Origin of the sequence: Klebsiella sp. WP3-W18-ESBL-02 (assembly GCF_014168815.1) — a bacterium.
Classification (GTDB): domain Bacteria; phylum Pseudomonadota; class Gammaproteobacteria; order Enterobacterales; family Enterobacteriaceae; genus Kluyvera; species Kluyvera ascorbata_B.
This window is the reverse complement of record NZ_AP021972.1, coordinates 2,020,002-2,040,070: the sequence shown is the minus strand read 5'-3', so window position 1 is coordinate 2,040,070 and position 20,069 is coordinate 2,020,002. Positions and strand designations below refer to the sequence as shown.

Annotated in this window: 19 protein-coding genes; 4 read left to right on the top strand and 15 right to left on the bottom strand. The window is 54.8% G+C overall.

Annotated elements, in window-relative coordinates; translation table 11 throughout:
• Window position 1: 1 nt before the first annotated feature.
• On the bottom strand, window positions 2–1,606 hold the full coding sequence (locus H7R56_RS09585; protein ID WP_106927823.1) for a methyl-accepting chemotaxis protein: 1,605 nt from the start codon (window positions 1,604–1,606) through the stop codon (window positions 2–4).
• A 38-nt stretch (window positions 1,607–1,644) separates the two neighbouring features.
• Window positions 1,645–3,297 (bottom strand): methyl-accepting chemotaxis protein II, encoded by a 1,653-nt coding sequence (gene tar, locus H7R56_RS09580; protein ID WP_182928590.1) that lies wholly within the window; start codon window positions 3,295–3,297, stop codon window positions 1,645–1,647.
• A gap of 273 nt (window positions 3,298–3,570) precedes the next feature.
• Here tar and H7R56_RS09575 point away from each other — a divergent pair, with 273 nt between their 5' ends.
• The gene (locus tag H7R56_RS09575; RefSeq protein WP_106927827.1) at window positions 3,571–4,833 is read left to right on the top strand and encodes a dicarboxylate/amino acid:cation symporter; all 1,263 of its coding nucleotides are present in this window, start codon (window positions 3,571–3,573) and stop codon (window positions 4,831–4,833) included.
• Between the two features lie 88 nt (window positions 4,834–4,921).
• Here the strand turns inward: H7R56_RS09575 and cheW are convergent, their stop codons facing one another.
• From cheW to flhD, 6 genes are all read right to left on the bottom strand, one after another.
• The gene (gene cheW, locus H7R56_RS09570) at window positions 4,922–5,425 is read right to left on the bottom strand and encodes a chemotaxis protein CheW (protein WP_106927829.1); all 504 of its coding nucleotides are present in this window, start codon (window positions 5,423–5,425) and stop codon (window positions 4,922–4,924) included.
• A 23-nt stretch (window positions 5,426–5,448) separates the two neighbouring features.
• A complete protein-coding gene (gene cheA, locus H7R56_RS09565) occupies window positions 5,449–7,476 on the bottom strand; it encodes a chemotaxis protein CheA (RefSeq protein ID WP_106927831.1) in 2,028 nt (675 codons plus the stop codon).
• 4 nt (window positions 7,477–7,480) lie between these two features.
• On the bottom strand, window positions 7,481–8,407 hold the full coding sequence (gene motB, locus H7R56_RS09560) for a flagellar motor protein MotB (RefSeq protein ID WP_106927833.1): 927 nt from the start codon (window positions 8,405–8,407) through the stop codon (window positions 7,481–7,483).
• Window positions 8,404–9,297, bottom strand: coding sequence for a flagellar motor stator protein MotA (gene motA / locus H7R56_RS09555; protein WP_064544632.1), 894 nt, complete (start codon window positions 9,295–9,297; stop codon window positions 8,404–8,406). Before motA ends, motB begins: the two co-directional genes overlap by 4 nt.
• Before the next feature lie 122 nt (window positions 9,298–9,419).
• Complete coding sequence (flhC, locus tag H7R56_RS09550; RefSeq protein WP_106927835.1) at window positions 9,420–10,004, bottom strand: flagellar transcriptional regulator FlhC; 585 nt, start codon at window positions 10,002–10,004, stop codon at window positions 9,420–9,422.
• Entirely contained in the window at window positions 10,001–10,351 is a 351-nt protein-coding gene (gene flhD / locus H7R56_RS09545; protein ID WP_197974856.1) for a flagellar transcriptional regulator FlhD, read from the bottom strand. The genes flhC and flhD overlap by 4 nt, the downstream gene beginning before the upstream one ends.
• A 790-nt stretch (window positions 10,352–11,141) precedes the next feature.
• On the opposite strand from flhD, the gene uspC reads away from it, so the two are divergent.
• Window positions 11,142–11,561 (top strand): universal stress protein UspC, encoded by a 420-nt coding sequence (uspC, locus tag H7R56_RS09540; protein ID WP_106927839.1) that lies wholly within the window; start codon window positions 11,142–11,144, stop codon window positions 11,559–11,561.
• Between the two features lie 94 nt (window positions 11,562–11,655).
• Here uspC and araH read toward each other — a convergent pair whose 3' ends face one another.
• The 4 genes from araH to H7R56_RS09520 all read right to left on the bottom strand — a co-directional run bounded on the left by araH (window position 11,656) and on the right by H7R56_RS09520 (window position 16,070).
• Window positions 11,656–12,636, bottom strand: coding sequence for an L-arabinose ABC transporter permease AraH (gene araH / locus H7R56_RS09535; protein ID WP_106927841.1), 981 nt, complete (start codon window positions 12,634–12,636; stop codon window positions 11,656–11,658).
• A gap of 14 nt (window positions 12,637–12,650) precedes the next feature.
• A complete protein-coding gene (araG, locus tag H7R56_RS09530; RefSeq protein ID WP_182928589.1) occupies window positions 12,651–14,165 on the bottom strand; it encodes an L-arabinose ABC transporter ATP-binding protein AraG in 1,515 nt (504 codons plus the stop codon).
• A 63-nt stretch (window positions 14,166–14,228) separates the two neighbouring features.
• Window positions 14,229–15,209: an arabinose ABC transporter substrate-binding protein gene (locus tag H7R56_RS09525; RefSeq protein ID WP_106927845.1), complete on the bottom strand. Its 981-nt coding sequence runs from the start codon at window positions 15,207–15,209 to the stop codon at window positions 14,229–14,231.
• Window positions 15,210–15,512: 303 nt separating this feature from the next.
• Entirely contained in the window at window positions 15,513–16,070 is a 558-nt protein-coding gene (locus H7R56_RS09520) for a DJ-1/PfpI family protein (protein ID WP_106927847.1), read from the bottom strand.
• A gap of 632 nt (window positions 16,071–16,702) precedes the next feature.
• Between H7R56_RS09520 and H7R56_RS09515 the strand changes: the two genes are divergently transcribed.
• Window positions 16,703–17,209, top strand: a complete 507-nt coding sequence (locus H7R56_RS09515; protein WP_106927849.1) for a non-heme ferritin-like protein — start codon at window positions 16,703–16,705, stop codon at window positions 17,207–17,209.
• Window positions 17,210–17,283: 74 nt separating this feature from the next.
• Here H7R56_RS09515 and H7R56_RS09510 read toward each other — a convergent pair whose 3' ends face one another.
• Together H7R56_RS09510 and azuC are read right to left on the bottom strand one after the other, a co-directional pair.
• Window positions 17,284–17,535 (bottom strand): DUF2766 family protein, encoded by a 252-nt coding sequence (locus H7R56_RS09510; RefSeq protein WP_064544613.1) that lies wholly within the window; start codon window positions 17,533–17,535, stop codon window positions 17,284–17,286.
• Window positions 17,536–17,615: 80 nt separating this feature from the next.
• Window positions 17,616–17,705 carry a stress response protein AzuC gene (gene azuC / locus H7R56_RS09505; RefSeq protein ID WP_015963980.1) on the bottom strand — a complete coding sequence of 30 codons (90 nt, stop codon included), beginning with the start codon at window positions 17,703–17,705 and terminating at the stop codon, window positions 17,616–17,618.
• Window positions 17,706–17,915: 210 nt separating this feature from the next.
• Between azuC and H7R56_RS09500 the strand changes: the two genes are divergently transcribed.
• Window positions 17,916–19,343, top strand: a complete 1,428-nt coding sequence (locus H7R56_RS09500; RefSeq protein ID WP_106927851.1) for an MFS transporter — start codon at window positions 17,916–17,918, stop codon at window positions 19,341–19,343.
• Window positions 19,344–19,396: 53 nt separating this feature from the next.
• Here the strand turns inward: H7R56_RS09500 and H7R56_RS09495 are convergent, their stop codons facing one another.
• Entirely contained in the window at window positions 19,397–20,035 is a 639-nt protein-coding gene (locus H7R56_RS09495) for an RpiB/LacA/LacB family sugar-phosphate isomerase (RefSeq protein WP_106927853.1), read from the bottom strand.
• Between the last annotated feature and the right edge of the window lie 34 nt (window positions 20,036–20,069).

Sequence of the window (20,069 nt, the reverse complement as noted above, 5' to 3'; positions counted from 1 at the left end):
TTCAGGAAACAGCGGGTATCGCGGCCGGCGTAACGTTTTCACGCGCCACCGCCGCCTTCACTTCTTCAAGTTCAAATACGGAAACCACGGTCGTTAAGCGATCGGCCTGCCCGGCCAGCTGTTCGGTGGCCGCGGCCCCCTCTTCCACCAGCGCGGCGTTTTGCTGCGTCACCTGATCCATCTGGCTGACCGCCTGCGCCACCTGTTCAATGCCGCGGCGTTGTTCATCCGAGGCGGAAGCAATTTCGCCCATGATGTCGTTCACTCGGGTCACCGACTGCACGATCTCACTCATCGTACTGGCCGAGGTTTCCACCAGCGTGGAACCTTCCTGTACGCGGGCAACCGACTCTTCGATCAGCACTTTAATTTCTTTCGCCGCCTGGGCGCTGCGGCTAGCGAGGTTGCGCACCTCCCCGGCTACCACGGCAAAACCGCGACCCTGCTCACCGGCACGCGCAGCCTCCACGGCGGCGTTCAGCGCCAGAATATTGGTCTGGAAGGCAATACCGTCAATAACGCTAATAATGTCGCTGATTTTCTTCGAGCTGGTGGCAATGTTATGCATCGTCTGCGCCACATGATTTGCCTGTTCTCCGCCGCGCCTGGCGGTATCTGCCGCGCCGTGCGCGAGGTGAGACGCCTGGCGGGCGTTGTCGGCGTTCTGGCTTACCGTTGCGGTCAGCTGTTCCATGCTGGCCGCCGTTTCCGCCAGCGAGGCCGCCTGCTGTTCAGTCCGCGCAGACAGATCGTTGTTGCCTGCGGCAATTTCCGAGATCCCGGTGTGCATGGCGTAGCTGCCCTGACGCACTTCCCTGACGGTGTCACGCAGCGAGTGCTGCATGGCCTTCAGCCCGGCAAAGATGGCGCTGATTTCGTTCTTGCCGTAGACCGCAATCGGACGCGCCAGGTTGCCTTTCGCAATGCTTTCAAAGTGGTGGCTGATAATCGCCAGCGGTCGCACCACCATATGGCGAACCCACCACAGCGCACCCACGGTAATGAGCACTGAAATGACGACCATCGCAATAAACATCATCGTCGAGCGCGTGTAATCGTTCTGGCTTTCACGTTCGGCGGCAGCAACGTAGCCGTCAATGTTCTTACGCCAGTTCTGGTACTCACCGTCAAACTGATCCTGGGTTTTTTGCACCGGTGCGGCGACAAACTCCGCCAGCTGGTTGTTCTCAAGCCAGGCGACCTGATGCGCCAGCATCTCGTGCCAGTTGGTAAACGCCGTTGCGGTTGCCGCCTGCAGCGTTTTGTCGTGCTCACTCATCAACGGCAGCGCCATAAACCCCTTAAACAGCGCATCGCCCTGCGAGAGATTCTGTTTGACGTCGTCGATCATGCTGCGCACTTCACCAGGCGGATAGCTCAGCGCCGTCAGGGTGCCCGCTTTGTTCAGCATGGTGCTGGCCTGCAGCATCGCAGCGCGCGATTCCGTCAGTGTGTTCAGCTGCTGGCTGCTTTGTTCAACCTGATAAATGTTGTTTTGTCCGTCGCGAAAGGCCCAGAAAGAGAGTCCGTTACTGCCAATCTGCAAAATGCCGCAGATAATTAAAATCAGAAACAACGTGGTAGAGATTCGAATACGATAAAGCATCACCACACTCCTAAAGGCGGCCTGGACCGCGGATAAAATTAAAAGGTTTCCCAGTTGCTTTCGGCGACCGACGCCTGGCGTTTGTTCGCGACCAACGCGCGCGCCGCCGGTGACGAGGCTGGCGCGCTGCTGTGTGCGGCAGCGTTTAAACGAAAGGCGGCGACGGCCTGATTCAGGCGCTCAGCCTGCTCTTCCAGCGCCGCGGCGGCCGAGGCGGACTCTTCCACCAACGAGGCGTTTTGCTGCGTGACGCTGTCCATCTCGGCAACCGCGATCGCCACCTGGTCGATACCGCGGCTCTGCTCGTCAGAGGCCGAGGCGATTTCGCCCATGATGTCGGTCACGCGCGTCACCGCGTTAACGATATCGGTCATCGTTTCCCCAGCGGTTTCCACCTGCGCGGAGCCGGTTTCGACGCGGGAGACCGAGTCTTCAATCAGCGCTTTGATCTCTTTTGCCGCCTGTGCGCTGCGGCTGGCGAGGTTACGTACCTCACCGGCCACCACCGCAAAACCGCGTCCCTGTTCGCCCGCACGCGCCGCTTCGACGGCAGCGTTCAGCGCCAGAATGTTGGTCTGGAAAGCAATGCCGTCAATGACGCCGGTAATGTCGGAAATTTTTTGCGAGCTGGCGGCAATCTCGTGCATGGTGTTGACCACGCCGTTGACGACGCTGCCGCCGTGCAGAGCGGTCTCGGAAGCGCTCTGTGCCAGATGGGATGCCTGACGGGCATTTTCGGCGTTCTGTTTCACCGTAGCCGTCAGCTGTTCCATGCTGGCCGCCGTTTCTTCCAGCGCAGCCGACTGTTGCTCGGTGCGAGAAGACAGGTCGTTATTGCCCGCCGCAATTTCGCTGGTGCCGTGATAGATAGCCACCGCCCCTTCACGCACATGGGTCACCGTATCAATCAGCGAGCTCTGCATATGCGTCACGGTGTCAGCCAGTTCGGTAATTTCGTTGCGCCCGCGCAGGCTCAGACGCGGCGTCAGATCCCCGGCGGCAATCTGCCGGATGTGCCCCATTACCGCAGCCAGCGGCTTAAGTAAAATGGCGCGAATACCAAACCAGGCGCCAACCACCACAATCACCAGCACCACGGCCAGAATCGCCAGCTGCCAGCGAGCTATCTGGTAGTCGCTGCTGCTGGTGGTAAAGGCGCGCTGGTAGAGCGCTTCGCTTTGCGAAGCGTACTGGTTCATGGCTTCGCCCATCGCGTTCTGCATCCCCTGCGTCGGCTGGGCAAAATAGGCGTCCATATTGCCGGCCTCCAGGAAGCCCACCAGCTCCTGTAACGCAGCAAAATAACGTTGATACGCGGCGCTCACCTGGGCGCTGGCATCGTGCATTTCTGCCTGCGCCGGCAGCGCGCTGAAGCGGGCAAAATGGCTGTCCGCCTGCGCAAGCGTGGTGCGCGCATTCTTCAGCAGTTCAGTTTTGGCGCTGCTCTGCTGATTAGTGGCGTCCATCATCATCCGCGCCGAGGACCGGCTCAGGTTGATGCGGGTTTGCAGCAGCAGATCCCACGCTTTGGTGAGTTCAGCCTGTTGCGTACGAAGAGTGTTAGATTGCGCAAAGCTTTGTTGGTTTTGCTGGAGCGAGGAGAACAGAAATCCTCCGGAGACCAACTGCAAAAGTGCGAAGACGACCAGCACCAACATCAGCAGCGTGACAACGCGGATACGGTTTAACATACAACACCTTCTCTATGACTTGTTATTCGGTGTTATCGGCATCCCAAATAGAAACTTTATGCGCGCGCGGGGTAAAAATCGTCCGCCCTCACGGGCACGAAAGCGCAGCGCCGGCGAGTCACTGAATCACAACGCTTTTTATAAAATATAAAAAAAAGTTGTAAATCCCCCCGCTTTCATACAATTTATGTAGTGAATGAATTGATGACATTACATAACTAAAAAATCATTTTTCATCGCAGGGCATATTCGTAATCTGACGGGGTATTTTTTGTGGCAAACGCAAACAAACTCACGGTTTTTATCGTGATTTTTATGCTGGCGGGGATTCTCACCGGCGCAATGATCCATTCTTATGCATCAACTCAGACTATCGAAGTCTGGTCCAGCAACATCACTCTCCTGACTGACATTTTCCTCCGACTCATTAAAATGGTGATTGCACCGCTGGTGTTCAGCACCCTGACGGTCGGCATCATGAAGCTTGGCGAAACGTCTACCATTGGCCGCGTCGGCGGTAAGGCCATGGTCTGGTTTATCAGCTCATCGGTGCTGTCGATTCTGGTGGGGCTGTTTATCGTCACCCTACAGCATCCGGGCGCGGGCCTGAATCTGGCGATACCGAAAGATACGGTCGACACCGGTCTGGCCGTCAGCGGTATGAGCCTGAAAGGCTTCTTGTCGCATACCATCCCGACCAGCATCGTCGGCGCGATGGCCGATAACGAGATTTTGCAGATCGTGGTGTTCTCGATGTTCTTCGGCATCGGCGGCGCGTCGCTCGGTCAGAAGTTCAACGCACCGTTGGTTGCCGCGCTGGACGTGGTCTCCCACATTATGCTGAAGGTGACCGGTTACGTGATGTACGTTGCGCCGCTGGCCATTTTTGCCGCCATCTCGTCGGTCATTGCAACCGAAGGGCTGGGCATTTTGCTTAACTATGCCTCGTTTATCGGCGGCTACTATGTGGCTATCGTGCTGACCTGCTGCGTACTGGTGGCTATCGGCTATATGGTGTTGAAAAAAGAAGTCTTCCGCCTGCTCAGCATGCTCAAAGATCCGGTACTGGTGGCCTTTACCACCAGCAGCTCAGAAGCCGCCTACCCGAAAACGCTCGAACAGCTGACCAAATTTGGCTGCTCACGCAATATCGTGTCCTTCGTGCTGCCGATCGGCTATTCCTTTAACCTGGTGGGCTCGATGGTCTACTGTTCCTTCGCCTCAATGTTTATTGCTCAGGCGTATAACATCCACCTCAGCTTCTCTGAGATTGCGGTACTGATGTTGACGCTGATGCTGGCATCGAAAGGAATTGCCGGGGTACCGCGCTCGGCGCTGGTCGTGCTGGCAGCCACCATCCCAAGCTTCAATATTCCGGTCGCGGGCATCCTGCTGCTGATGGGGATTGACCATTTCCTCGATATGGGACGTTCGGCGATTAACGTGCTTGGCAACGGCGTCGCGACGGCCATGCTGTCGCAGAATGAAGGCCTGCTGGCGCAGGAAGAGCCGCAAGTGGTACAGCAGAACGGGTAAATAAAAGCCAGACCTCTGGGTCTGGCTGGACAATCGCCGTGTAGCAAGCAACGGGCCTGTCGTCACAATACGACGGGCCCGTCTCTCATCAGGCGGCGTGAATCGTTGCGCTGTCCAGCAGCGCCATCTCTTCACTGTTGAGCAGTTTCTCAATATTGACCAGAATCAGCATGCGATCGCCCAGCGCGCCCAGCCCGGTGAGATATTCGGTAGAGAGGGTCACGGCAAACTCCGGCGCCGGACGAATCTGCTCCGCCGCCAGCGACAGCACGTCAGAAACGCCGTCGACCACAATACCCACCACGCGCTGGCCGAGATTCAGCACGATCACGACCGTGTTATCGTTATATTCCACGTCTTCCTGGCTGAACTTCACCCGCAGGTCAACAATCGGCACAATCACGCCGCGCAGGTTGGTGACCCCTTTTATAAACGCGGGCGTGTTAGCAATGCGCGTGACCTGATCGTAACCGCGAATCTCCTGCACCTTCAGAATATCGATGCCGTACTCTTCGTTACCCAGCGTAAATACCAGGAATTCCTGCCCTGTCGGTTCACCCGCCAGCTTTGTTACATTCGTCATACCGGTCATGTTTTCTACCTTTTCTCTGCGTTTCAGGCGGCTGTGTTCGCCAGACGTTTATCACGATTCAGTCCCTGCAGTGCCGAGACGTCAACAATCAGCGCGACGCTACCGTCGCCAAGAATGGTCGCCGCCGAAATGCCCGGCACTTTGCGATAGTTGCTTTCCAGGTTTTTCACCACCACCTGATGCTGACCAATCAGCTGATCGACCAGCAGCGCATAGCGGCGGCCCGCGCTTTGCAGGATGACCACAATCCCCTGCGTGGCTTCGGTTTTCGCCCCCTGCACATCGAAGGCTTTCCACAGTTCAACCAGCGGCAGGTATTCACCGCGCACTTCCAGCACTCGCTCACCGCCCGCCAGCGGGTGCAGATCCTCTTCGCGCGGCTGCAGCGACTCCATCACCGCATTGAGCGGCAGGATAAACACCTCTTCGTTGACCTTCACCGACATGCCATCGAGGATCGCCAGCGTCAGCGGCAGCAAAATGCGGATGGTGGTGCCTGCGCCCTGTTTAGACTTAATTTCAACGTGGCCGCCCATCTCCTGGATATTTCGCTTCACCACGTCCATGCCAACGCCGCGCCCGGAGACGTCGGTTACCTGCTCAGCGGTTGAGAAGCCCGGCGCGAAAATCAGCATGCCGACTTCTTCATCGGTCATGCTCTCGCTGACCGCCATCCCCTGCGACAGCGCTTTGGCCAGAATACGTTCGCGGTTCAGCCCCGCGCCGTCGTCGGTGACTTCGATGCAAATATTACCGCCCTGATGTTCGGCGGAAAGAATCAGGTTGCCCACGGCGGATTTTCCCGCCGCCAGCCGCGTTTCCGGCAGTTCAATACCGTGGTCGAGGCTGTTACGAACCAGGTGGGTTAACGGATCGATAATGCGTTCAATCAGACTCTTATCGAGTTCGGTAGAGCTGCCCATCAGCGTCAGCTCTACCTGCTTGCCGAGTTTGCCGGCCAGATCGCGCACCAGGCGCGGGAAGCGGCTGAACACATACTCCATCGGCATCATGCGGATAGACATCACCGACTCTTGCAGATCGCGCGCGTTGCGCTGAAGCTGCCCCATGCTGGTGATCAGATCACCGTGTGAAACCGGATCGAGCGCGTTGGAACGCTGGGCCAGCATCGACTGGGTAATGACCAGCTCACCCACCAGGTTAATCAGCTGATCAACCTTTTCAACCGCCACGCGAATGCTGGTTGACTCGCTGCTGCGCGCAGCCGGTTTTTCACGCTCAACCCGCGGTGCGGCGGCGGATACCAGCGCCACGGGCGCAGCGGCCACTCGCGCAGGCGCCACCGCGTCTACCGCCGGCGGCGTCGCGGGCACGACCGCTTCGGGCGTCGAGACGGTGCTGAAGGCTATTTGATCGGCTTCAATGACGAAGCACAGCACCGCGACGATATCGTCCGGATCTACGCTGCTATCGAGCACCGCGGTCAGAGAGTCGGCCGTTTTTTGCACCTGGCTTAGGGTCGCCAGGTTCCCCAACTCCTCTTCCAGCATATCCGGCTCACCGGCCTTCAGACGGGAAAGCGTAATCTGCGTTTTCCCCGCGGCATCGGCGGCCTCAATCACGGCCTCTTCTTCCTGCACGTGATTGTCGACCACGCTCAAATGGGCGCTGCCGGCCACCGGCGGAACGCTTTCGCCTTTTGCCTCAAGCGCCAGCTGACGCAGCGCATTGCAGATGTATTCGAAGCTGGCTGCATCCGGATCGGTGGAGCTTTTATAGGCGTCGAGCTGTTCCTGCATAATATCTTTGGTTTCCAAAAACAGGTTGATAATATCGGTGCTGAGCTTCATTTCCCCGCGACGGGCGTCATCCAGCAGGTTCTCCATCAGGTGAGTGGTTTCCTGAAGAACGGAAAAGCCAAAGGTCCCCGCGCCACCCTTGATGGAGTGCGCTGCGCGGAAAATGGCATTCAGCTGTTCAGCGTCAGGGTCATCCACCACCAGATCCAGCAGATGCTGTTCCATGTCGGCCAACAGCTCGTCGGCCTCATCAAAAAATGTTTGATAAAAATCGCTGATATCCATGCTCACGCTATCACCTCGAGTCGGGTTGTGGCGTCGTCGTACCGGCCGCCGGTGACGAGTTTGTCGGCGGCTGTAAAACGCTTAAGGGTTCATTCTGGCTCTCGGCATTCTCATGGAGAATGGCCTGCTCAGCCTGGTTATTGAGCACCAGCAGGCTGATGCGACGGTTAATCGCATCGTTGCCGCCGTGCTCTGATAGGCGCATCGAGTTAGACATCCCGATGACGCGTAAGACTTTGCCGTCATCCAGCCCGCCGGCAACCAGCTCGCGACGCGACGCGTTGGCGCGATCCGCCGACAGCTCCCAGTTGCTGTAGCCCCGTTCGCCGGTGGCATACGGATAATCATCCGTATGCCCGGAGAGGCTGACTTTATTGGGAATTTCATTCAGTACTGGCGCAATCGCCCGCAGGATATCGCGCATATACGGTTCTACCTCTGCGCTGCCGGTTTTAAACATCGGCCGGTTCTGGCTGTCGATAATCTGAATTCGCAGCCCCTCCTGCACGAGATCGATCTTCAGATGCGGGCGCAGCGCGCGCAGCTTCGGATCGGCTTCAATAAGCTGGTCCAGCTCGCCGCGTATGCGCTTCAGCCGGTTGGTTTCCATGCGTTTTTTCAGATCATCAATCGTTGGCTGCTTGTGCACCTCGCCCTGCTGCTGGGTGACATCATCACCGCCGCCGGGAATCGGGCTGTCGCTGCTGGCCATCCGCTGACCGCCGGTGATGGCGGTTGCCAGCGGCGTACGGAAGTATTCGGCTATCTGAATCAGCTCTTTCGGGCTGGAGATGGAAATCAGCCACATCACCAGAAAAAACGCCATCATCGCCGTCATAAAATCGGCATAGGCAATTTTCCACGAGCCGTGGGCGCTGCCGTGAGATTTATGTTTGCGCCGTTTGACGACGACAATCGGATGCGATTGGTTCTTCATGCGTCCTCGGTGGTCGTTTGCTGTTGCCCCGCCGGGTTGCGCACCGCGCGGACGTGTTCTTCAAGCTCAATAAACGACGGACGTTCGCTGGTGTAGAGCGTTTTACGACCGAACTCAACGGCGATCGGCGGTGCATAGCCGTTCAGATTCGACAGCAGCGTAATTTTCACGCACTGCATCATTTTGGTGGTTTCCGCGCTCTTCTGGCGCAGCACGCTGGCCAGCGGCGAGACAAAACCGTAGGCCAACAGGATCCCGAGGAAGGTACCGACCATCGCGTGGGCAATCAGCGCCCCCAGCTCCGCCGCCGGACGGTCGGCAGAACCTAATGCGTGCACTACCCCCATAACCGCCGCCACGATGCCGAATGCCGGCAGTGAGTCGCCCACCAGCGCCAGGCTGTTGGCCGGCACTTCGCTTTCGCTTTCATGGGTTTCAATCTCTTCATCCATCAGCGCTTCAATTTCGAAGGTGTTCATGTTGCCGCTGATGATCAGGCGCAGATAATCGACGATAAATTCCAGCATCACCGTGTCGGCGAGAATGCGCGGATAGCTGGCAAAAATTTCGCTCTCTTTCGGGTTCTCAATATCACGCTCGAGCGAGAACATCCCCTGCTGACGCGACTTCGCCATCAGGCGATACAGCAGCGCCAGCAAATCCATATACATCGTTTTGGTGTATTTCGAGCGACGGAACAGCAAAGGCAGCGCTTTCAACGTGCCTTTGATAGCCTTGCCGTTGTTGCCCACGATAAAAGCGCCAACCCCTGCCCCGCCGATAATAACCAGCTCGGCCGGTTGATACAGTGCTCCAAGGTGTCCGCCGGTCATCATGTAGCCGCCGAAAACTGTCCCCAAAACAACCAGGTAACCTATTAAGATAAGCACGCTATCATCCTTCCACTGTTGACTAAGAGAGGAGACAGATGAGCAATGTCACCCACGCACGGGTAAAAAAAAGCAGCGGCCCTAAGGCCGCTGCTGGAGTGTTTTGTCCACACCGTGTGAGGTTAAACAGCTTGCCCTATCTGTTCATCCAGCAGTTGTGGATTACTATCGGCAAGATCCTCGGAAAGTTTACGTCTTTTTACGGCACGAGATGGCGGCTGGCACAAGCTGCATACAAAGCTGCCAACGGGCTGATGAGCGTGGGTAATGAAGTTACCGCCGCAGGAATGGCAGCTGGAGAGTTCGAGCATGCCGCTTTCCACGAAGCGAACTAACGTCCACGCGCGCGTCAGGGCCAGCAGCGGCCCGGCATCCTGTTGCGGGCACTGCTCAAGATACAGACGGTAGGCTTTGATCACGGCGTCAACGCCAGAACATTGCCCACTTTTGAGTAAGAACTGCCAGGCATTGCAGAACATGGAAGAGTGGATATTTTGCTCCCATGTCATAAACCAGTCCGTGGAAAACGGTAGCATTCCCTTCGGCGGCGGGCTGCCGCGAAGTTCTTTATAGAGCTTAATCAGCCGACCACGGCTGAGCTGAGTTTCGCTTTCCAGCATCTGCAAACGAGCGCCCAGAGTAATCAGCTCCATCGCAAGCTGAATATCGCGGGCTTCCTGAACAATGCTTTTTTCGCTCATCGTCAGGCCCTTTTCTTACGGGCAGGTTCGCCTGAGTTACTGGCCTGATTCAGCAGTCGGGTGGACAGCAGAATACCGGTATGGATTTGCTGTAAATCGTCAACGCGTGATTCTTGCGTCAGGCGGGTGATGGTCTGGGAATCATCAAAACGGAACTGGCAGACCAATTGATTTGTTTCGGCCAGCTTCACCATCTGGGGGAGCGTCAGTTCCCCGAGGACTTTCGCCATATCCTCGTTAATACCGAGGCGGAACATGGCTGAAGCCTTATCCTGACCGATCAAACGCTGTGCAAGGAGCAAATAAGACAAGTTGATGTCATAGATGTGCTTTAGCAACTCGGATGTATGCATTTTCCCCATCCCGAATAACCAATTAGTACTTTATGCGGACAATCCGCATACCCCGTGATGTCGTCGGGCAAGGCCCGATAAAAAAAAATCGGTCGAAATGCATAGCCGATTAGGTGAATCTTCTGTCTCGTTGCCGGGTAACGTTCTGACCGCATGGCCCGACACATCTAAACATTTCTTACAATTTACTAAGATTTTTCCTAATTCGACGCAACTTTACTCGCCAGATGTGACACATACAATGTTACTTCACTGTTAATGTGAAATTTATGTGATCCGCATCACAAAATCAAAGCCTATTTTTATTCTCTATCCATCAGTCATTGTTGTATTTTGAACAATAATTAACCAATTAAAACGCTGTTTTATTCCTGATTGATGGATATTCATTCACCCCAACTATTAAACAACCGCAGGGGACGGGCAACTTTACGCGAGCCAATGACGAAAGAATTATCACAGATCATAGTTTCATTCGATATACAAAATTCATCGTAAATTCAATAAATTGAAACAATAAATCATTTGCAGCATATTCATTTGCATGTAATTTACCTTTAGTTAACATTGTTTCAGCAAAAATAAAATATTAAATAACCATATTGATTACATAAAACATCACGTGACGCGGATAGAAACTGCGTAGCTTTTAATCAATAATTAGCATAAAGAATGCTAATGTATTTGGTTAATATATCGTCATAAGTATTCGCTATATCACTTGCGAGGGTCAGGCAAAAAGAGTAAGAGATTAAGAAGAGAGTGCGTATTATTCGAGCAAGGAGGTCTGATGGCTTACTCACATCTTTTGGTTGCCGTGGCGCCAACCCCGGAAAGCCACGCCCTGCTTCGCAAAGCGGTGGATATCGCCCGGCCGACCCAGGCCCGCGTGAGTCTGATAACCCTGGCCACCGACCCGGAAATGTATAATCAGCTAGCTGCGCCGATGCTGGAAAGCCTGCGCGAGCTGATGCAGGAAGAGACCCAGCATTTTTTGCGCAGTCTTGCCGAGGCCGTTGATTACCCTATCTGGAAAGCGCAAATTGCATCGGGTGAGCTTGGTGAGCACATTAGCGCATTCAGCAAAAAGCACCAGGTTGACCTGGTTATCTGCGGGAACCATAACCAAAGTTTCTTTTCACGCGCCACCTGCGCGGCAAAAAGCATCGTGGGTAACAGCGGCGTAGATGTCTTATTGGTGACACTGTAACAAATCAAACTTCTCGCCGCCGACGGGGTACAACAGCGCCGCATGCAGGGACATCACCGGCATCTGTCATACCCCATCGTGACGGGAGTGAACGCTATACGGTCCGCTTAGCCTTCTGCTTGTAACGGTCGAAAATCACCGCTGCCAGCAGAATCAGACCACGCACCACGTACTGTGAGAACGGCGAAATGTTCAGCAGGTTCATCGCATTCTCCACGGTGCCCAGAATTAAAATCCCGGCCACCACGTAAGAGATTTTACCAATCCCCCCTTTCAGCGATACGCCGCCCAGCACGCAGGCGGAAATGACGATCAGCTCATAGCCTATTGAGGTCATCGGCTGGCCGCTGGTCATGCGTGAGGCCAGAATAATCCCCGCCGCCGCCGACACCAGCCCGGAGAGCACAAAGATAATAATCTTGGTGCGTACCACCGGAACCCCGGCCAGCCGCGCCGCTTCTTCGTTACCGCCGATGGCCAGCGTGTTGCGACCAAAGGTGGTTTTATTAAGCAGCAGACCAAAAATCACCAGACAGCCCACCGTCAGCCAGATAGGTGCCGGTAGCCCGAGCCAGTTGGCGTAGCCGAGCGTGAAGAAACGTTCGTCTTCAATCCCCACCGCTTTGCCGTCGGAAATAATATAGGCCAGCCCACGCACAATTTGCATCGTCGCGAGCGTGGTGATCAGCGCGTTAATTTTCAGCTTCGCAATCACGAAACCGTTCACCAATCCACTCACGGCCCCCAGCAGCAGCCCGGCAAAGACGCCGACCCACAGGCTTTCGGTCATGTTAATGACCACCGCTGTCGTCACCCCGGCGCAGGCAATCACCGACGCGACCGACAAATCAAAATCCCCCGAAGCAAGGCAGAACAGCATGCCGCAGGCCACCATCCCGGACATGGAAATCGCCAGCCCCAGGCCCTTCATGTTGATAAAGGTGGCAAAATTCGGCACAAAAATCGCACAGCAGACGAAAAGTGCCGCAAAGACCACCAGCATGCCGTACTGATCCCAGATGCGGCTAAAGCTTAGCGACGCGCGTTGGGCGCCCGGCGTTGTAACAGATGACATCATAATCTCCTTACTCAGGCGACCGCCTGACTGACTTTAGGCATAGCCAGGCTTAACGCCTGTTGTTCATTGGCGCTCTCATGCAACAGTTCGCCGGCGATCTCCCCTTCGCGCATCACCACGATCCGATCGGCAACGCCCAGCACTTCCGGCAGATCGCTGGAAGCAAACAGCACCGCCACGCCAGAAGCCGCCAGTGCGTAAATCACGTTGTAGATTTCGTGTTTCGCACCAACATCAATGCCGCGCGTCGGCTCGTCGAGCAGGATCACTTTCATCTCCTCCGACAGCCAGCGCCCGAGGATAGCCTTCTGCTGATTGCCCCCGGAAAGGTTCATAATCAGCTGCTCGGCCCCAGGCGTTTTGATATTGAGCGACTGGATGTGGTGGTCGGCGTTGGTGGCCTCCCAGTCATTGTTGATAAGGCACCCAGCGTGGATGTGCTTGCGGCGGGCGCTGATGTTGATATTGTCGCGCACCGAATGCACCGGGATGATCCCTTCCGCTTTGCGGTCTTCCGGGCACAGCATCATACCCGCACGAATCGCCTGCGCCGGTTTATCAATGGTTATCCGCTGGCCGTCGATGTAAATCTCGCCGCCGGTGATCCTGGAACCGCCGAATATCCCCTTCATCAACTCGCTGCGCCCGGCCCCCACCAGCCCAAACAGGCCAACGATCTCGCCGCTGCGGACCGTAAGCGAAATCGGCATACGCACGCCCGGCGCTTTCACCTGTTCAAGACGCAGCCGCTCTGCCCCGTGCGGGCGAGGCTGCCAACCGTAGATGTCGCCAATATTGCGCCCGACCATCGCTTGTACCAGCCGGTCATGGCTGACCGCCATCATGTCGTCAAACGTGCAGACATAGCGGCCGTCCTTAAACACCGTAATAGCGTCGCTCAGCGCAAAGATCTCTTCCATGCGGTGCGAGACATAGATGATGACTCGCCCCTCTTTACGCAGTTCGCGGATCACCCGAAACAGGTTGTCTATTTCGCGGGCGGAAAGCGAACTGGTCGGTTCGTCAAAGGCAATCACCTTGGCGTTACGCGCCAGCGCCTTAGCAATTTCCACCATCTGCCACTGGCCGATAGACAGATACTTAAGCGGGGTGTCCGGGTCAATATCCAGCCCCAGATGTTCGAGCTGGAGACGCGCTTCATAGTTCAGCAGCTTGCGGTTAACCATCCCGCCGCGGCTCGGCAACTGACCCAGATAAATATTTTCCGCCACGGTCATTTCCGGGACGAGATGCAGTTCCTGGTAAATAATCGCGATACCCGCGTTCAACGCCGCGGTAGTATCGACAAATGAAATCTCTTCGCCGCGCAGCGCCAGCGTGCCCGCCGTCGGGGCATAGTTACCGCTGAGTATTTTCAACAGCGTCGACTTTCCGGCGCCGTTCTCCCCCATCAGCGCGTGCACCTGCCCGCTATAGCAGTCGAAACTGATATCGGACAGGGCCTTAACGCCGGGGAACGTTTTGCTGATACCGCGAAAGGAGAGATAAGGGGTAGACTGTTGCATCGCAACCTCCACATTGACACGATCCCTCTCCCCCCGCGCACGCGGGAGGAGAACCATCAGGACTTAGAGGCCTTTTTTCGCCAGCTCTTCTTTGAAGTTATCGCGAGTAATCAGCACCACGTCGGTCACCGCCGTGAATTTCGGCGGCTCAGCACCTTTCTGTACCCAGTTATACAGCAGCTCACTGGTTTTATAGCCGTGGATATCCGGGCTTGGCAGCAGGGAGCCGAAGAAACCGGTAGCCTGCGCTTTCGACAGTTCGTTGACGGCATCTACGCCGTTAATCCCGATACCGATAACGTTAGCCGCTTTAAAGCCCTGACCTTCCGTGGCGCGAACGCCGCCCAGCACGGTGTTATCGTTCATGCCGATAACCAGCCACTGTTTCACTTCCGGGTGCTGTACCAGCAGCGAGTTACCGGCGTCGAACGCACCGGGGATATCGTTAGATTTGGTCGGGACCTGATAGATCTGTTTTTCCGGGAAACCGGCGGCCTTCAGCGCATCCATTGAGCCCGTCGTGCGGCGACGTGCGGTATCCAGTTCGTTGGCCGTAATGGCCATCACGCCGGTGGTTTTGATATCCCAACCGCGCTTTTGCATCTCTTTATACAGCTCCTGGCCCTGACGAGCACCGATTTCACTCGCCGCCATCATGACCAGCGGGACCTCTTCCATCGGCTTGCCTTTGGCGTTGACGAACTGATCGTCGACGGTGATCACTTTCATATCATAGCCGCGCGCTTTGGCAACAATAGCGGGCCCCAGCTTCGGGTCTGGTGTACAAATAACAAAGCCTTTCGCGCCGCTGGCCGCCAGGCTGTCAATCGCATTAAGGGTTTTCTCACCGTCAGGTACGGCAATTTTAATGACGTCAAAACCGAGGTCTTTGCCCGCTTTATCGGCAAATTTCCATTCCGTCTGGAACCACGGTTCTTCCGGCTGTTTGACGAGAAAGCCGAGCTTAAGATTCTCGGCCATAGCTGATTGTGACATAACGGCTGCCAGCCCGATGGCCGCCAGCGCGTGGGTAAATTTGTGCATGGTTAACTCCAGCCTTAATGTTCTTTTATGTAGGGAAAAATCAGACCAACGATTTAAATCGGACATAAAACAAAGTATTAGCTGTGTCATTAACAGCATTAACGTTGTTGAAACATTAATAGCCAGGAATTAATCTTCCATAAGAGAGCGCCATCACACCGCTGAATTACAGTGATGTGATGCATAGATTCAGCAGATAAATACATATCTGCTGCGCGAATTGTCTGACAATTCGCGCAGGGAAATAGCTATTTTATCTATATTGATAGCGTGAAAATCCCTTCCGCCACAGGGCAGGATGAATTACCAGCGATAATAGATGTGATCGGCGTGATCGCGTACCGGCGCTTCATCGCCCAGCAGGCGCGCCGCTACGGTAAAGGCGAAATCAAACACATGGCCAAAGCCTTTACCGCTGATTAGGTTGCCATCTTCAACAACCGGTGCATCAACGTATTCACCGTTTTTGACGTCCTGCCACAGGTCGCCAGAGCACACGTAGCGGCGGCCTTTCAGCAAATCGTTTCCGGCGAGTACGCGCGCGGCGGCTGAGCAGATCGGGCAAATGAATTTGCCTGCGGCATCGTGGTTCGCCACAAACCGGACAACGTCTTTGCTTGCTGCCAGATTCACGCTTCCCTGCGGCCCCCCCGGTAGCACAACCGCGTCGTACAGCGTATCAAGACGCTCTGCCAGCGTGGCGTCAGCCACCATCGGAATATCGTGATAGCTCACCACAGCCCGCGACTCTGCGCACGACACCAGCTCAACGCCAATATGTAAGCGACGCAGAATATCGATAGTGACAATCGCTTCCCCTTCCTCAAACCCTGGGGCCAGCAGTACGGCAACCTGTTTCATTATAACTCCTGTGAATTTAAATTAACGCATCCCCCCGAACGAGAAATAAAGAGGGATTATGCACATATGTCATGCCGGCGAACATAATCCCCTCGTCGGTAATTATCAAAAATGATCTAAAACAAATTTACCCACATTCTAATATCTGAGGTCCAGGTACATATCATGATATATAAATGGGGAATATTACTTGCCATACACCATTCATAACAAATATTGCGTATCGCGCCTATGTGTACGTTCGGCACGGGCGGATAAATGAGATATTCATCACACTTTTATTCATTATCAATGCAACAAACATCTTCGCGTTCAACCCCGTCTTAACGACTCAAGAGAGAAGCCTTATACTTCATATTATTCATGGTGTTACGACGGAATTTCTTGATAGTCATCCTCCACTTTAATATAGGTTGTAACGAAACGTAAAAAGCGAGTCATAAGAGTTTTCTTATACGCAAACTCAGAGTATTATTTTTGTGAACTAAAGAAGGTTTATATCTTGCGTTCATGATTGAAGACGACAGGTAATATGTCGTCACATTCAAACGCGTAAATAGCGCATGGTTAGCGGCTATTTAGAACTATGCGATGTCACGCGTATCGTTCCTACCAGTAATAAGGATATTTATATGGCAGCTCCAGGAATGGTTAAAAAGCTTAATGCTCAGATGAATCTCGAATTCCATGCATCTAATCATTATTTGCGTTTGAGCGAGTGGTGTTCAGAACATCGACTAAATGGCACTGCGACGTTCTTACGTTCGCGCGCGCAGTCCAGCGTCACGCAAATGATGCGCGTGTTTGATTTTATCAAGAAAGCCGGCGCTTACCCGGTGGTGAAAGCCTTCGAAATTCGCCAGGCTAAATGTGCAACCCTCGAAGATCTTTTCCTGACAACAATTGAAGACCACGATCAGCGTAGCTCAACGCTGTCGGAACTTACTGAACAGGCAAAAGTGCTTCAAGACGATAACACCCTGAGCTTCCTCAATACGCTGGAAGAAGAACAGCAACAGGATGGTATCTTGCTGAAGACCATTCTGGATGAGGTGCGCAGCGCGCGTGAAGCGGGCCTGTGCATCCAGCAAACCGACCGCCACCTGCTGAACATCGTGAATAAACGGCAGCCATCATAATGCAACAAGGGCGGCTATGGCCGCCCTTGTTGTTTCTGTTTTCAGGACGCGTGCCTGAACCCATCAGACAGGCATTAATGCGTCGCATCCTGCGGCGTAAACTTCAGCTCAATCAGCGCGATCGCTTTTTGAATCGCCCGTAGCGTCACGGGGTCAGCCCCTGCCGGATGCGTCGTGAAATCAATGGCCTTCAGCTGAGTCGCCATTTTCTCGCGCACTTCTACCGGGGCAATCACATCAATCACGTCGAGGATCTGTTTGATGACCAGCTGGCAGGCGACGACGTCGGAAACCAGCTCATCGTTAGGGGTCAGGTTCTGAGACATTTTTTGCTCCTTTTTTGCGGAGCGTAATAGTACCCTACTTTTGCGAAAGATAAAAAAACCTGCCGCAGCAGGTTTTTTTATCAGAACATAGCGCCTGGCGGTACGTCTTTGAAAGTCTTGCAATAGTTTTCAAACATGCTTTTGAGGATTTTACGCATACGCTGTTTCATGTGAATGCTCCGGTTTTTGTTATGCAGATGTTATTGTCTTTACGTACATAATATGACCGCCGTCACAAAAATCAACCATTTTGCGATTTATATCACATAAAATTGGTGCATCGCGTTAAATTTATATAAATTTTGTTATTAAAATCTGTCACTTACAACGTCTACAAAATTTGTAAATTTTACGCATTTTTTTGATAGGGTAACACAACAATGAATGAGCCTCTCCAGGCCCAGGCAACACGCGGGGTATCCCCTGCCGCGCTGCTGGTGGCCGGTGCGTTCTTTATGGAGTTTCTTGATGGGACGGTGATTGCCACTGCCCTGCCGGATATGGCGAAAACCTTTGGCGTTGAAGCCGTCGATTTGAATATCGGTATCAGCGCCTATCTGATCACCCTTGCGGTACTGATTCCCGCCAGCGGCTGGATAGCCGACCGCTTCGGGGCCCGTACTATCTTCAGCCTGGCGCTGGCTATTTTCACCGTCTCCTCGGTATTTTGCGGCCTCGCCACCAGCGCCCACAGTTTCGTGGCAATGCGTATTCTACAAGGCGTTGGCGGCGCGTTAATGGTCCCCGTTGGCCGACTGGCGGTACTGCGCACCACGCCAAAGCATCTGCTGATCTCGGCGATTGCCACGCTCACCTGGCCCGCGCTGATTGCGCCCATTATCGGGCCGCCGCTGGGCGGATTTATTACCCAGGTCGCCGACTGGCGCTGGATCTTCTTTATTAACGTTCCGCTCGGCATTATTGCGATTATTCTGGCGCTGCGCATTATTCCCAACGTTCGCGACGATGAGCGTCGTCCATTCGATCTGCCGGGCTTCCTGGCCACCTCGGTATCGATGGTGAGCCTGGTGTATGCGATGGAGATGCTTGGCGCCGAAAAAATGCAGGGCTGGACGGTCATCGCGCTGCTTATCGTCGGTGGGGCCACCTTCTGCTATGCGCTGCGCCATTTTCGCCGTAGCCCGGCGCCGATGATCCGCATGGATGCGCTGCAGGTCCCCACCTTTCGCGTCACGATGTACGGCGGTTCGCTGTTCCGCGCATCCATTAGCGCCGTACCGTTTCTGCTGCCGCTACTCTTCCAGGTTGGGTTCGGTATGGACCCGTTCCACTCCGGCCTGCTGGTGCTGGCGGTGTTTGTGGGTAACCTGACGATCAAACCCGCCACTACGCCGCTGATACGCTGGCTGGGCTTTCGCCGCCTGCTGCTGCTCAACGGTTCGCTGAACGTGCTGGCGCTGCTTGCCTGTGCTTTCCTGACGCCGCAGACGCCGGTCTGGGTCATTATGCTGGTGCTCTATCTCGGCGGCGTGTTCCGCTCGATCCAGTTTACCGGCGTCAGCACGCTGGCATTTGCCGACGTCCCGTCCTCCCAGATGAGCTACGCCAATACGTTGTTCAGCACCGCCAGTCAGTTAGCCATTGGCCTTGGTATTACGCTCGGGGCGATTGGCATCCGCATCGGCGAGAAGTTAAGCGCGACGCTGGCGCTGAGCGAGGTGCCGGGCATCAGCTTCCGCCTCGCCTTTGTCTTTATTGCGCTGATTTGCCTGGTTGGCATGTTCGATACATTGCACCTGACGCGGGACGCCGGCAGCGCGGTATCGCAGAAAAGGAAGCCCTCTTAAGCGAAAAAACCCACGCCTTGGCGTGGGTTTTGGTCAAACAGAAAGATTCAGGCTTACGCCAGGATCTCACGAACAAAGGCTTCAATTTCTTTGTTCTGGCAGTTTTCGAAGAAGCATTCCTGGAAACGCTGACCGGAAACGGCGGTTTTCACCAGCGCCGGGTCGATAGCGCGCAGGGTGTCGAGGTAGTTTTCTTTAACGACCGCTGCTTTCACCTGGTTCAGGATGCCTGCGTTACGAACCTGCGGCTCTTTACGCTCCGGCGGGTAGCCTTCGCCGTTACGGCCGGTGAACGCTTTTTCAAACATGTAGCGTACGTTCAGCTCTGCGCCCCAGCCAAAGCCTTTCGCGAAGGCCAGAGACAGCGCGTTACCGTTGTTGATCTGGGCAAACAGGAAGGCATCTGCCGGATCCAGGCAGTAGCCGCAGACAACGCCCGGGTGAATGTTCAGGGACATCAGCGCGCCCTGGCCGGTGCCACAACCGGTTACTACGAAATCTACCGCTTTCGAGTTCAGCAGGATGCTGGCCATGATACCCAGGTGAATGTAGGTCAGGTGGTGATCGTTTTCATCACACATGCCCACGTTGTATACCGGGAAGCCTTTTTCATCGGCAACGGCTTTTAACTCATGATGAATGGTCGCGTTTTTGCTGGCCTGGCTGTTTTCCATCATCAGTGCAATTTTCATTCTTTCCTCTCCTGAAAGCTACGCGGGAGCGCCC

Coding starts and splice junctions, on each gene's coding strand:
- H7R56_RS09585 (WP_106927823.1), bottom strand. CDS start 1,606: ATGCTTTATCGTATTCGAATCTCTACCACGTTGTTTCTGATTTTAATT.
- tar (WP_182928590.1), bottom strand. CDS start 3,297: ATGTTAAACCGTATCCGCGTTGTCACGCTGCTGATGTTGGTGCTGGTC.
- cheW (WP_106927829.1), bottom strand. CDS start 5,425: ATGACCGGTATGACGAATGTAACAAAGCTGGCGGGTGAACCGACAGGG.
- motB (WP_106927833.1), bottom strand. CDS start 8,407: ATGAAGAACCAATCGCATCCGATTGTCGTCGTCAAACGGCGCAAACAT.
- flhD (WP_197974856.1), bottom strand. CDS start 10,351: ATGCATACATCCGAGTTGCTAAAGCACATCTATGACATCAACTTGTCT.
- uspC (WP_106927839.1), top strand. CDS start 11,142: ATGGCTTACTCACATCTTTTGGTTGCCGTGGCGCCAACCCCGGAAAGC.
- araH (WP_106927841.1), bottom strand. CDS start 12,636: ATGTCATCTGTTACAACGCCGGGCGCCCAACGCGCGTCGCTAAGCTTT.
- araG (WP_182928589.1), bottom strand. CDS start 14,165: ATGCAACAGTCTACCCCTTATCTCTCCTTTCGCGGTATCAGCAAAACG.
- H7R56_RS09525 (WP_106927845.1), bottom strand. CDS start 15,209: ATGCACAAATTTACCCACGCGCTGGCGGCCATCGGGCTGGCAGCCGTT.
- H7R56_RS09520 (WP_106927847.1), bottom strand. CDS start 16,070: ATGAAACAGGTTGCCGTACTGCTGGCCCCAGGGTTTGAGGAAGGGGAA.
- H7R56_RS09515 (WP_106927849.1), top strand. CDS start 16,703: ATGGCAGCTCCAGGAATGGTTAAAAAGCTTAATGCTCAGATGAATCTC.
- H7R56_RS09510 (WP_064544613.1), bottom strand. CDS start 17,535: ATGTCTCAGAACCTGACCCCTAACGATGAGCTGGTTTCCGACGTCGTC.
- azuC (WP_015963980.1), bottom strand. CDS start 17,705: ATGAAACAGCGTATGCGTAAAATCCTCAAAAGCATGTTTGAAAACTAT.
- H7R56_RS09500 (WP_106927851.1), top strand. CDS start 17,916: ATGAATGAGCCTCTCCAGGCCCAGGCAACACGCGGGGTATCCCCTGCC.
- H7R56_RS09495 (WP_106927853.1), bottom strand. CDS start 20,035: ATGAAAATTGCACTGATGATGGAAAACAGCCAGGCCAGCAAAAACGCG.